Here is a 12,385-nt window from a genome sequence, read left to right as displayed (position 1 = left end):
GGCCGCCCGAGTGTGAACTGGAAGGCGTGACGAAGTCAGACCGAAACGACGTCCACGGGCAGCGCCGGGTTCGCCGAGATGTCCAACGAGGACTCCTTGACCCCGGCGGCCACGACGTGCGCGCCCAGCGCCGCGATCATCGCACCGTTGTCGGTACACAGGCGCGGCCTCGGTACCCGCAGCTCGATCCCGGCCGCGTCGCAGCGCTCACGCGCCAGCTCCGAAAGGCGGGAGTTGGCCGCGACCCCACCGGAGATGACGAGCGTGCCGATCTCGTACTCCTTCGCGGCACGCACGGCCTTCGCGGTCAGCACGTCGGCGACAGCTTCCTGGAACGAGGCCGCCACGTCGTTCACCGGGATCTCCTCGCCGCGGCGTTCGGCGCCCTCGACCCACCGCGCGACGGCGGTCTTCAACCCGGAGAACGAGAAGTCGAACTTCGCGTCGCGGGGGCCGGTCATCCCGCGCGGAAACGGGATCGCGTCGGGGTTGCCCTGCTTCGCCGCCTTGTCGATCGGTGGGCCGCCCGGGTACGGCAGGCCGAGTATGCGCGCGACCTTGTCGTACGCCTCGCCGGCCGCGTCGTCCACAGTGGAGCCGAGCTCGGTGATGCCGGTGGCGATGTCGTCGACTCGCAGCAGCTGAGTGTGCCCGCCGGAAACGAGCAACGCCAGGCAGGGCGTGGGCAGCGGACCGTGCTGCAGCGTGTCGACGGCGATATGTCCGGCCAGGTGGTTCACGCCGTAGAGCGGCACGCCGAGCGCCGCCGAGTAGGCCTTCGCCGCGGACACGCCTACGAGCAGGGCCCCCGCGAGCCCTGGCCCCGCGGTCACCGCGATCGCGTCCACATCGGACAGTTTCAGGCCGGCGGCCTCGAAGGCACGGTTGACGGTCGGCACCATGGCCTCCAGGTGTGCCCGGCTGGCCACCTCGGGTACCACCCCGCCGAAGCGCGCGTGCTGTTCGACGCTGGAGGCGACCTCGTCCGCGAGCAGCTCGACGGTGCCCTCGTCGTGCAGCCGGACCAGGCCGGCGCCCGTCTCGTCGCAGGAACTTTCGATGCCCATGATGATTCGGGACATCAGCCGACCTCCTGCTCGGAATGTGCGGGACGTTTCATGGTGTAGGCGTCGGAGCCCGAAGGCTGGTAATAGCGCTTGCGCACGCCGATCCGGGTGAAACCGTGGCGGGCATACAGCTCGATGGCGCGGTCGTTGTCGGTGCGCACTTCGAGGAAGACAGGCGCATGCAGCTCGTCCGCGCGGGCGAGCAGGGCTCGCAGCAGCGCGGTGCCGAGACCCTGACCCTGGTAGGCGTCATCGACGCCGATGGTGTGCACGCTCGACTCGAAGTCACCGGGCCGGCCGACCGTCGCGAGCCCGGCGTAGCCGACCAGCTTGTCCTCGGCGGTGTACGCGCCGACGTAGTAGCCGCCTGCGTCGAGTTCGGAGTGGAACGCGCGGGCACTCCACGGATCGTCGCCCGCGAAAAGCTGCTTCTCGATCTCGACGCAACGGGCAATGTCCCTGCGACGGAGCGCGGCGAGCTTCACGCCGTCACCCGCTTCCTCACGGCCGGCTCGACGGCGTCGGGGCGGCGCAGGTACAGCGGCGTCAGCGGGGCAGGGTCTGCGGTGAAGGCACCGCGAGCGGCGGTCACGAGGCCGCCGACCGTCGGATAGTACGGCTCGAGCACATCGACGCCGAGCTTCTCGGCGTAGAGGCGAGCCCCGTCTCCGGCTGCGACAGGCAAGCCGAGCGGCTCGGGCGACCCCACATGCGGGCCGTCGGCGCGGGTGCCCGTCGCGTCGTAGGCAGCCCAGTACACCTCGCGGCGGCGAGCGTCGGTGACGACGAGGAATGGCTCGTCCGTGTCCGTCGCGGCCGCGATCCCGTCGAGGCTGCACACCGGGTACGCGTTGATGCCGAGCCCCTGTGCGAGCGCGGCGGCCGTAGCCATACCGGCGCGGAGGCCGGTGAACGGGCCAGGTCCCACACCGCACACGATCGCGTCCACCTGGCGCAGGGTGACGCCGGCTTCATGCACGGCATCGAGGACGTGCGGCGTGATCAGCTCCCCGTGCGCACGGGGGTTGACGGTGACGCGCTCGGCGAGCACGGAGACATCTGCGCCCGCCAGTGTCGCCAGCCCGGCGGTGACCGCGGGCGTCGAAGTGTCGATGGCGAGTACCAGCACGGTGTACCAGGGTATGCCTTGGGCGCTTGACAGTAACGGCTGGGCAGTCGCAAAGTGGTTCAGCCACTAAGCCAATTTTCCTGAAGCTCTCGGACGAGGAGGCCCCGCGTGGCAGAACCGTTGTTCCCGGCATTGGCAGCGAAGCCGGACAAGAACGCGCTGCGCTTCGGCGAGATCTCGCTCGGCTACGGGGAGCTGGCGGCCGTTGCCGGGACGCTCGCGCGTGAGCTGCGCGCTGCCGCGCCGGTCCGTGTCGCGATCTGGGCAACGCCGACCATCCACACGAGCGTCGCAGTGCTCGGCGCGCTGCTCGCCGGCGTGCCCGCGGTACCGGTCAACCCGAAGATCGGTGAACGTGAGCTCGGGCACATCGTGTCCGACAGCGCCCCGGCGCTGGTGCTTGCCGAGCCCGGCGTCACGCTGCCCGAAGCGCTCGCCGCGCTCCCGCGCAAGGACGTCCAGCTCACCGGTGCGCCCGGTGAACTACCGGCGGAGCCGGACCCTGAAGCGCCCGCGCTGATCGTCTACACCTCCGGCACGACCGGTCCGCCGAAGGGGGTCGTGCTCCCCCGCCGCGCCATCGCCACCACGCTCGACGCTCTCGAGGACGCCTGGCAGTGGACCGCGGACGACGTCCTGGTGCACGCGCTGCCGCTGTTTCACGTGCACGGGCTCATCCTCGGCGTTCTCGGTCCGCTGCGCCGTGGCGGCAGCGTGCGCCATCTGGGCAGGTTCTCGGTCGAGGGCGCGGCGCACGAACTTGCCGGCGAAGCGACGATGATGTTCGGCGTGCCCACGATGTATCACCGGATCGCGGGTGAAGTCGGCGAAAATCCCGAGCTGGCCAAGGCATTCGGACGCGCGCGGCTGCTGGTGTCCGGGTCGGCGGCGCTGCCGGTACACGACCACGAGCGCATCACCGCCGCGACTGGGCAGTGCGTCGTCGAGCGCTACGGCATGACCGAGACGCTGATGAACACGAGCGTCCGGGCCGACGGCGAACGCAAGCCCGGCACGGTCGGCGTACCGCTGCGGGGTGTGGAACTCCGGCTCGTCGACGAGTCGGGCGCCGTGATCGCAACCTCCGACAGCGAGACGGTTGGCGAGATCCAGGTCCGCGGGCCGAACATGTTCACCGAATACCTCAACCGCCCGGACGCGACGGCCGACGTGTTCACCGCCGGTGGAGGCTGGTTCCGCACCGGTGACATGGCGACCCGCGACGCCGACGGCTACGTCCGGATCGTCGGGCGCAAGGCCACCGACCTGATCAAGAGCGGCGGGTACAAGATCGGCGCCGGGGAGATCGAGAACGCGCTGCTGGAGCATCCCGGGGTGGCGGAAGCCGCAGTCACCGGCGAGCCGGACCCGGATCTCGGCGAGCGGATCGTCGCGTGGATCGTGCCGTCCGGCCAGCCGCCCGCAGAGCGGGAACTAGCCGACCACGTCGCGCGTCTGCTATCGCCGCACAAGCGGCCCCGCGTGGTGCGGTTCCTGGAAGCGTTGCCGCGGAACGATATGGGCAAGGTGATGAAGCGAGCACTGGAGCCCTGATGAGCCACACTCGCGAAACCCCTACCCACCGACCACGGCCGGGCGCAGCCACCCCACACCACGCCCGCGCCCTGATCAGCAGCACACACGAAACCCGACCCATCGAGCACGACCGCGCGAGGACGTCCCCGACCGGAGCCCCGCCACGCCACACCCCGACCTGCCGAGCGCGAGCGGGCGCCCCGCGCCGCGCGGGGGCGCTGACGGGCGGCAACGGTCGAATCCTGCGCATCGAGCCCGGCGGGGCGCGGCATGCGTGAGCTCATCGACGCGGTCTGCTCGGCCTTCACCGAGTTCGACGTGCCGCTCGCCGGATCCGATGTGGACGGTCCGATCGGCTGGCCGGGCTACGGTTCCTCTCGCCTGCGCGCCCAGGAGCGGACCGGCGAACGGGAGTCGGTGGTCTGCGGTATCGGCAAGATCGGCGGCGTCGAGGCCACGCTGATCGTGTTCGAGTTCGGCTTCCTGGGCGGGTCGCTCGGGCGGCGCACCGGCGACCGGATCGAGGCGGCCTTCAGCCGGGCGCGTGAACTGCGCACCCCGGTGGTGTCCCTCATCGCCACCGGCGGGAGCCGGATGCAGGAAGGCATGGTGGCGCTGTCGCAGTTGCAGCGGATCGCCCGGCAGGCGGCGCTGACCCGGGCCGCCGGCCTCCCGCAGATTTCGGTGCTCCGCGATCCGACCACCGGTGGCGGCTGGGCGACGCTCGGCGCGGGGGCGGACGTGGTGCTGGCCCTGCCGGGCGCGCAGGTCGGTTTCGCCGGTTCGCGAGTGCGGCCCGCGGGCGACGCGTCCGCCTACACCGCGGAGTCGCAACTGGCGGCCGGGCAGGTGGACCAGATCGTCGAGGACCTGCCGGGAGCGCTGACCCGCTGGCTCACGCTCCTCACCAACGCCTCCAGCGAATCGCCGGAACCACCCGAGGCCCTCGGCTCCGCGACCTTGCCCGAGACGGGCTGGGAGGCTGTGCAGGCCACGCGCGCTCCATCCCGCCCACACGCCGGCGCCTATCTCGACGCGTATTTCGACTGGCGCGAGCCCATCAGCGGGGACCGGTGCGGTGGCGTCGATCCCGGGGTGCGCTGTGGCTTCGGCTCCCGCGGCGGCGCGACGTTCGCGTACGCGGCGCAAAGTGGCGCGGCCACACTCCCGGCAGGTTTTCGCACGGCCGCGAGGCTCGTCCGGCTGGCCGATCGCCTCGGGATCCCCGTACTGACGCTGGTCGACACGCCAGGTGCGGCGAACGACAGCGCGGCAGAACGAGCCGGCGCCGGCGCGGCGATCGCGGACCTCTTCGAAGCGGTGGCGAGCGCTTCGGTCCCGGTGACCACGCTCGTCATCGGCGAAGGCGGCTCCGGCGGGGCACTGGCCTTCGCTGCGCCTGGGCAGACGTGGGTCGCTCCGGACAGCTACTTCTCCGTGACCTCGCCCGAAGCCGCGACGTCGATCCTGAAACTGCCACCCGACCAGGTCCCGACGACGGCGAACCAGCTGCGCCTGCGCCCGCAGGACCTGGTCGAACTGGGCATCGCCGAGGGCATCGTCTAGGGGTGGAGGAGGACCTTCCCGCCCAGGGTGGCCAGCGCTTCCTCCGCCTTCTCGAGCGCGAACTCGTGGATGATCAGCGGCGCCGGATCGAGAGTCCCCGCCGCGAAAGCGCGGACCGCATGGGTCCACGCGCCCGAGGAAGCACCGAAAACCGTGTGCACGGTGACCGCCGAGGCGACCAGATCCGCGGGCGCCAACGGGTCGGTCTCGGTACCGGCCAGCCCGGTCAGGACCGTCCGCCCGCCGCGCCGGGTCAGGCGGACCGCGAGACTGCCCGTCCCCGGCGCGCCCGCCGCCTCGACGACCACATCGAACGGGGTAAACTCCTCAGCCGGCGAAGCCATGACGGCACCGAAACGCCGCGCCAGCTCCGCCCGATCCGTCCGCGGATCCACCACGACCAACTCCCCCGGGCTGCTCGCGGCCAGTAACTGCACCGCTAGCATCCCCAGCGTCCCGCCGCCGACGACCGCGACCCGCTCGCCTGGCACGACGTTTGCCTTCAGCGCCGCCGACGCCATGCACGCCGCCGGCTCGAGCAGGGCCGCCGCGCGCAGGTCGGCTTCCGCGGGCAGTTCGTGCAGCAACCGCGCGGGCAGCCGCAGCTCGTCCGCCCAGGCGCCCGGCCGGGTGAAACCCGTCTCGTCGTACGCCGCCTCGCACAGATTCGTCTCGCCCCGGCGGCACGAACCGCATCGCCCGCAGTTGCGGAAACCCTCGCCCACCACGGGCTTGCCGAGCAGGGACTGATCGGTGCCCGGCCCCAGCTCGACAACCGTGCCCGACCACTCGTGGCCCGGCGTCACCGGGTACCGGACGTAGCCTTCCGCGCGCGTCCCCGCGAACACCTCGCGATCCGAACCGCAGATCCCCGACCATGCGACCCGCACGACCGCCTCGCCGTACCCCGGCTCCTGCGGCTCGGTCCGCACGATGCGCAGCTCACGCGGCCGCTCGAGCACCACTGCGCGCGTCATGACCGCGCACCGTCCAAATCGGACAATCGCGCCTTCCATGCCCCGTGCGGTTCCAGCGTCACAACCCGTACGTCGTCATCCCGCCGCTCGAGCCGGACCACGAGGTAGTCCGCCGAGAGCCGCTCCGCCGTCCCCTCGCCCCATTCGACGACCACCGCGGAGGCTTCGAGATCGGTGTCCAGGTCCAAATCGTCGAGCTGTGCCAGGTCACCACCCAGGCGGTAGGCGTCCACATGCACCAGCGGCACGCCGCGGGAGCCGGCGGGATGCACGCGCGCGAGCACGAACGTCGGCGAGCTGACGCGCCCCGAAACGCCCAGCCCGGCGGCGATCCCGCGGGTCATCACCGTCTTCCCGGCACCGAGCGGCCCGGACAGCAACACCAGGTCACCCGCGCGCAGAGTCCGCCCGAGCGACTCGCCGAAGGTGACCGTGTCCCGTTCGGCCGGCAGCTCGGCTACTTCGTCAGCCATCGCCAGATCCGTTGCGAGGAAGTCATTTCGTCCACTCCAGCACATTTTTGCAGCAGGTCGATCAGGTGGGAGTTGACCAGCTCCGGTTGTTCCAGCTGCACCATATGCCCTGCCCCGCGCACACGCGCGAGCTCGGCATCCGGAAGCTCCGCGGCGATCCGCTCCGCATGCGAATACGGCGTGAGCCGGTCCGCGTCGCCGCCGACCACAAGCACGTGCGCGTGCTTCAACCCGGCCAGCGCGGCGTAGCGGTTGTGACTGCCGAGCGTGTCGATGTAGTTCACCAGCCCGCGCACCGGCGTCACCGCCAGCATCTCCAGAAGGAAGTCCACGACCTTCGGGTGCACGTCTCGCGAACCGAACGCCAGCCGCCGCACCGCCGGCCTGGTGAGCTGCCCGCCCGCGGCGCGCACGAACTCCACCAGCCCCGGCTGCCACCCGGCCAGCTCCCCGACCCCGCGCGTCAACGGGTTGTACTTCGACAGCAGGCTCCGCGGCAGGCCCCGGGCGCCGACCTCACCGGCGGCCGTCGCGATCAGCGCGACCCCGCACACCCGGTCGGCGAACAGCTCCGGGTTCTGCTGCGCCAGCTCCATGATCACCATGCCGCCCATCGAATGCCCGACCAGGACGACCGGCCCCTCCGGGGCGACCGCCCGCACCACGGCGTCGAGGTCACGCGCGAGCTGCTCGATGGTGCTCGTTTCCGCCGTCGCCGCCCCGGAAAGCCCGTGGCCGCGCTGGTCGTAATAGACCTGCTTCACCCGTGGCAGGCCCAGCGAACCGAGGTCACGCCGCTGGAAGTGCCAGCTGCGCTGGGAAAGCGCGAAACCATGCACACCGACCACGGTCAGCTCGGGCTTACCGTGCGGCGGATCGATCTCGGACACGGCGAGCGGCGTCCCGTCATCCGCGGCGACCGTCGAGACCCGGTCGGCGCGCAGCTCACCCAGCCGCTCCCCCGGTTCGACGACCTCGCCACCGCGGCGCTGCTGTGCCACCACCGCGATTCCGGCGGCAGCGGCCCCGGTCACGAGCGCGGCGGCGCCACCGAGGACGGTCAGCAGCCGGCGGGAAACCATGATCACTCTCCTTCGTACCGCCGGTGCACGCGCGGCCGGTACATCCCGGTGACGATCTCGTAGTCGATAGTGCCGATCGTGTCCGCCCACTCGCGCGCGGTCGGCTCACCGTCACGGCCCGCGCCGAACAGCACGACCTCGGATCCGATCGGGGGCTCCTCGACCCCGCAGTCGACCACCAGCTGGTCCATGCATACCCGGCCCACGATCGGGCGCCGCTCCCCGCCGAGCCACACGTCCATCCGGCCGGACAGCGTCCGCGGTACTCCGTCGGCGTACCCCGCCGGAACCAGGGCGAGCGCCGTGTCCCGCGACGCGGTCCACGTATGTCCATAAGAGACGGACTCACCGGACTCGATCCGTTTGGTGAGCACGACCTGCGATCGGAACGTCATCGCCGGGCGCAGATCCTGTTGCTGCGGCACGGGGTTCAGCCCGTAGATCGCGATCCCGGGGCGGACCAGATCGAAGTGCAGATCCGGACGGGTCAGCGTCGCGGCCGAGTTCGCCAAGTGCCGCAACGGGTTCAGCCCCGCCTCGCGCGCGATGTCATACGCCGCCTGAAAGCGGCGGGCCTGACGGTCGATCGACGGGTGTCCCGGTTCGTCCGCGCACGCGAGATGCGACCAGACGGCGACCACCTCGACCTCCGGTTCCGCCGCCGCGGCCTTCACCAGCGCGGGCCACGCATAGGCAGGGCAACCGCTGCGGGACAAGCCCGTGTCGATCTTCAGATGCACCCGGGCGCGCTTGCTCGCGCGGTGCGCGGCGCCGGCGACCCTGGCCAGCTCCTCCGCGGAACTCGCGGACAGGTCGATATTCGCCGCGACCCCTGGCGTGAAATCGACATCCGGCGCGTCGAGCCAGGTGAACACGGGAGTGGTTATCCCCGCTTCGCGCAGTGCGAGCCCCTCGGCGAGCGAACACGCGCCGAGCCAGCTCGCCCCCGCTTCGAGCGCGGCGCGGGCGACCGGCACCGCGCCGTGGCCGTACCCGTCGGCCTTGACCACGGCCATCGTCGCCGCACCGGCCGCCCGCGCGGCCAGCAGGCGTACGTTGTGCCGGATCGCGGCGAGGTCGATCACGACCTCGGCACGGGAGAATTCGGAGCTCATCGCCTCAATTTTCCCATAACACGCGGAGCAGCCGGGCTCACGGTGCCTGGAGGCCCGGACGAGTATGCGCGACGAAGGAGTGCGTCGAGCGAGGACCGACCGGGTGCGGGTGCCCCGCACCAAGTCGGCTGCCCGGCGAGAGGATGCTCAGTCGAGCCGGAGGCCCGTGTCCGCGGAGAACACGTGCAGCTCGTCGGGGCGGATGCGGAGCCGCAGCGTCGCACCCATCGACGGGGTGTGCCGCGGATCGACCCGGGCCACGATGTTCGTGCCCTCGGCGCCGCCGTCCGCCGCGATCCGCCCGTAGACGTACGCGTCCGAGCCCAGCTCCTCGACCAGTTCGACCCTGACCGCGAGACCCTCGTCGGCCAGCTCCAGCGACTCCGGGCGGAAGCCGAGCGTGACGTCCTGGCCACCGGCCGCCGCGAGGGTTTCCCGCGACAGCGGCACCGTGATCCCGCCGAGGGCGGCGCCGCCGTCGGTCGGCTTCGCCGTGGCAAGGTTCATCGACGGCGAGCCGATGAACCCGGCGACGAACACGTTCGCCGGCCGCTCGTACAGCGCGCGCGGGGTGTCGCACTGCTGCAGGAGGCCGTCCTTGAGCACCGCCACCCGGTCGCCCATCGTCATGGCCTCGACCTGGTCGTGCGTCACGTACACCGTGGTGGTGCCCAGGCGGCGCTGCAGCGCGGCGATCTGGGTGCGGGTGGACACGCGCAGCTTCGCGTCCAAGTTGGACAGTGGCTCGTCCATCAGGAACACCTGCGGCTCACGCACGATCGCGCGGCCCATCGCGACGCGCTGCCGCTGGCCGCCGGAAAGCGCCTTGGGCTTGCGGTCGAGGTACTCCTCCAGATCCAGCAGTTTCGCGGCGTCGGCCACGCGCTGCTTGATCTCGCTCTTGGGCTTGCCCGCGATCTTCAGCGCGAAGCCCATGTTCTGCCCCACCGTCATATGCGGGTACAGCGCGTAGTTCTGGAACACCATCGCGATGTCCCGCGAACGCGGCGGCAGCTGGGTCACATCCCGGTCACCGATCCATACGGAGCCTTCATCGACATCCTCCAGCCCCGCCAGCATCCGCAGGCTCGTCGACTTGCCGCACCCGGAAGGGCCCACCAGCACCAGAAACTCACCGTCGGCGATCTCGAGGTCGAGGGCGTCGACCGCGGCACGGTCGGCTCCGGGATAGCGGCGGGACGCCTTGTCATAGGTGATGGTGGCCATCGGGTGTCCTCTCCTGGGTTACTGGATGTGATGCACGAGCTCACGGATTTCGAGATGCCGCTGCCGCAACTCCTGCCCGGCGGTGCTGTCCCCGGCGGGCAGGAGTTGCGGCTTGTCCTCGGACCAGGCCGGCGGCTCCCCGGTGCCGGCCAGCGCCCAGGCGGCCTGGCGCGCGGCGCCGAGCGCGACGTGCTCGGCCGGTTCCGGGACCACGACGGGCAGGCCGAACACGATCGGCGCCACCGCGCGTACCGCCCCGGACTGGGCGGCGCCGCCGATCAGCAGGATCCGGCGCGCGATGATCCCATTGTCCTGCAACGCGTCCAGCGCCGCGGCGAGCCCCGAGAGCATGCCTTCGACGGCCGCGCGGGCGAGGTTTTCCAGGGTCATGTTCGCGCGGCGCAGGCCGTGCAGCGAACCGGCGGCGTCCGGCAGGTTCGGGGTGCGCTCGCCGTCGAGGTACGGCAACAGGGTCAGCCCGCCGGCGCCCGGTTCCGCAGCGAGCGCGAGCCGGTCCAGACCGGCCAGATCGGTGCCGAGCGCCGTCGCGGTCGCGGTCAGCACCCGGGCGGCGTTGAGCGTGCACGCGAGCGGCAGGAACCGGCCCGTCGCGTCCGCGAACCCGGCGACGATGCCGGTCGGATCCGCCGGTGCCGTCTCGCATACGCCGAACACCGTGCCGCTCGTGCCCAGCGACACGACCACGTCCCCTTCGCCCAGCCCCAGTGCGAGCGCGGCGGCCATGTTGTCACCGGTGCCGGCGGACACGAGGATCCCGCTCTCGGTGCGCCCGGCTGCCTCCCGCGCGCCCAGCACGCGCGGCAACTCCGGGGCCCGGCCGCCGAACGCCGTGGCCAGGATGTCCTCACGGTAGGCGTTCTTCGCGGGCGAGAAGTAACCGGTGCCGGACGCGTCGCCGCGGTCGGTGACGAGCTCGCCGGTCAGTTTCCAGGTGAGCCAGTCGTGCGGCAGGAGGATCCGGGTCACGCGGTCGGCGAGCTCCGGCTCGTGCTCGGCCATCCAGCGCAGTTTGGTGACGGTGAAGCTCGCGACAGGGACCGAACCGACCGCGTCCGCCCAGATGTGCGGCCCGCCGAGTTCGGCCACGAGATCGTCCGCGGCCTTGCCCGACCGCGTGTCGTTCCACAGCAGCGCGGGCCGGACGACGTTCCCCGCCTCGTCGAGGGTGACCATGCCGTGCTGCTGGCCGCCGACGCCGATCGCCCGTACCCCGTCGAGCAGCCCCGCGCTCGCCTCGGTGAAGGCGTCCCACCAGACCTGCGGATCCACCTCGGTGGTGTCGGGATGCGCGGCACGCCCCGTCCGCACGACGGCACCGGTCGACGCGTCACATACGACGACCTTCGTCGACTGCGTGGACGAGTCCACACCGGCGACCAACGGCGCTGTTGTCATTCCTGGGTGCCTCCGTGATCCGTGCGCGAAGTGACCGGCTTGGCCAGCCGGACCTTGGTGTCCATGGCCGCGAGCTCGTCGCCGGGCGTCTCCTCGTCGGTGATCACCAGGTCGTAGTCGCTCACGTCGCCGTAGGCATAGGTCGCGGTCCGGCCGAACTTGGAGTGGTCGACGACGAGCACGTTGCGGTCGGCCACCCGCAGCGCGGCGGTCTTCAGTTCGGCGTACTCGCGGTCCGGGTGGTACAGCCGACCGCACGCGACCGCGGTGGCCGAGACGAAGCCGACGTCCGCGCGCATCCGGCTCAGCGCACCGATGGTGTCCGGGCCGACGCACGAGTCGAACTCGGTGTAGCGGCCACCGAGCAGCCGCACCTCGATCCCGTCGGCGTCGGCGAGGATCCTGGCCACCTCGAGGGAGTTCGTGATCACCACCTGCGGGCCGATCAGCCTGTGCGCCAAGGGAAACAGTGTGGTCGAGTCGTCCAGGAACAGCGTCTGCCCAGGCGTGACCTCGTGGCTCGCGACCTCGGCCAGCGACTCCTTCAGCGCGACGTTCTCCGTCTCGCGGAACCGTTTCGCGGTCTCCATCGTGAGCGCCGGATAGGCCTCAACGCGCCCGCGCAGCTTGCGCAACAGCCTGCGCTCGGCCAGTTCGTCGAGGTCGCGATGCATCGTCATCAGGCTGACGCCGAACCGCTCGGTCAGCTGGTCGATGCGCACGTCGCCGTGCTCCATCACGTAGCTCAGGATTTCCTGCCTGCGCTGCTCGACTTCGGCCTCGGACGGTCTGGGCAT

Annotated in this window: 12 protein-coding genes; 2 read left to right on the top strand and 10 right to left on the bottom strand. The window is 71.2% G+C overall.

Going from position 1 to position 12,385, the window contains the following annotated elements:
* Positions 1-35: 35 nt before the first annotated feature.
* Genes tsaD through tsaB form a run of 3 tightly spaced genes read right to left on the bottom strand, consistent with a single transcriptional unit; the run spans position 36 to position 2,196 of the window.
* Positions 36-1,082 (bottom strand): tRNA (adenosine(37)-N6)-threonylcarbamoyltransferase complex transferase subunit TsaD, encoded by a 1,047-nt coding sequence (tsaD, locus tag FG385_RS05735; protein WP_139095517.1) that lies wholly within the window; start codon positions 1,080-1,082, stop codon positions 36-38.
* Positions 1,082-1,552: a ribosomal protein S18-alanine N-acetyltransferase gene (gene rimI, locus FG385_RS05730; RefSeq protein ID WP_139095516.1), complete on the bottom strand. Its 471-nt coding sequence runs from the start codon at positions 1,550-1,552 to the stop codon at positions 1,082-1,084. The genes tsaD and rimI overlap by 1 nt, the downstream gene beginning before the upstream one ends.
* A complete protein-coding gene (gene tsaB, locus FG385_RS05725; protein WP_139095515.1) occupies positions 1,549-2,196 on the bottom strand; it encodes a tRNA (adenosine(37)-N6)-threonylcarbamoyltransferase complex dimerization subunit type 1 TsaB in 648 nt (215 codons plus the stop codon). The genes rimI and tsaB overlap by 4 nt, the downstream gene beginning before the upstream one ends.
* 108 nt (positions 2,197-2,304) lie before the next feature.
* On the opposite strand from tsaB, the gene FG385_RS05720 reads away from it, so the two are divergent.
* Positions 2,305-3,750 carry an acyl-CoA synthetase gene (locus FG385_RS05720; RefSeq protein ID WP_139095514.1) on the top strand — a complete coding sequence of 482 codons (1,446 nt, stop codon included), beginning with the start codon at positions 2,305-2,307 and terminating at the stop codon, positions 3,748-3,750.
* Between the two features lie 252 nt (positions 3,751-4,002).
* Entirely contained in the window at positions 4,003-5,298 is a 1,296-nt protein-coding gene (locus tag FG385_RS05715) for a carboxyl transferase domain-containing protein (RefSeq protein ID WP_139095513.1), read from the top strand.
* Here the strand turns inward: FG385_RS05715 and FG385_RS05710 are convergent.
* The 7 genes from FG385_RS05710 to FG385_RS05680 form a co-directional block, all read right to left on the bottom strand.
* A complete protein-coding gene (locus tag FG385_RS05710; protein WP_139095512.1) occupies positions 5,295-6,275 on the bottom strand; it encodes a zinc-dependent alcohol dehydrogenase in 981 nt (326 codons plus the stop codon). The two genes, FG385_RS05715 and FG385_RS05710, sit on opposite strands and share 4 nt — an antisense overlap.
* Positions 6,272-6,748: a tRNA (adenosine(37)-N6)-threonylcarbamoyltransferase complex ATPase subunit type 1 TsaE gene (gene tsaE, locus FG385_RS05705; RefSeq protein WP_139095511.1), complete on the bottom strand. Its 477-nt coding sequence runs from the start codon at positions 6,746-6,748 to the stop codon at positions 6,272-6,274. Before tsaE ends, FG385_RS05710 begins: the two co-directional genes overlap by 4 nt.
* Positions 6,733-7,830 carry an alpha/beta fold hydrolase gene (locus tag FG385_RS05700; RefSeq protein WP_200834309.1) on the bottom strand — a complete coding sequence of 366 codons (1,098 nt, stop codon included), beginning with the start codon at positions 7,828-7,830 and terminating at the stop codon, positions 6,733-6,735. The genes tsaE and FG385_RS05700 overlap by 16 nt, the downstream gene beginning before the upstream one ends.
* Before the next feature lie 2 nt (positions 7,831-7,832).
* Complete coding sequence (alr, locus tag FG385_RS05695) at positions 7,833-8,945, bottom strand: alanine racemase (RefSeq protein WP_139095510.1); 1,113 nt, start codon at positions 8,943-8,945, stop codon at positions 7,833-7,835.
* 147 nt (positions 8,946-9,092) lie between these two features.
* Positions 9,093-10,172 carry an ABC transporter ATP-binding protein gene (locus FG385_RS05690; RefSeq protein WP_139095509.1) on the bottom strand — a complete coding sequence of 360 codons (1,080 nt, stop codon included), beginning with the start codon at positions 10,170-10,172 and terminating at the stop codon, positions 9,093-9,095.
* Positions 10,173-10,190: 18 nt separating this feature from the next.
* Positions 10,191-11,588 (bottom strand): xylulokinase, encoded by a 1,398-nt coding sequence (gene xylB / locus FG385_RS05685; RefSeq protein ID WP_139095508.1) that lies wholly within the window; start codon positions 11,586-11,588, stop codon positions 10,191-10,193.
* On the bottom strand, positions 11,585-12,385 hold the full coding sequence (locus FG385_RS05680) for a DeoR/GlpR family DNA-binding transcription regulator (RefSeq protein ID WP_139095507.1): 801 nt from the start codon (positions 12,383-12,385) through the stop codon (positions 11,585-11,587). The genes xylB and FG385_RS05680 overlap by 4 nt, the downstream gene beginning before the upstream one ends.

The sequence above is a fragment of the Amycolatopsis alkalitolerans genome (genome assembly GCF_006152065.1).
Taxonomy (GTDB): Bacteria; Actinomycetota; Actinomycetes; order Mycobacteriales; family Pseudonocardiaceae; genus Amycolatopsis_E; species Amycolatopsis_E alkalitolerans.
This window is presented reverse-complemented; position numbering and strand designations above follow the sequence as displayed.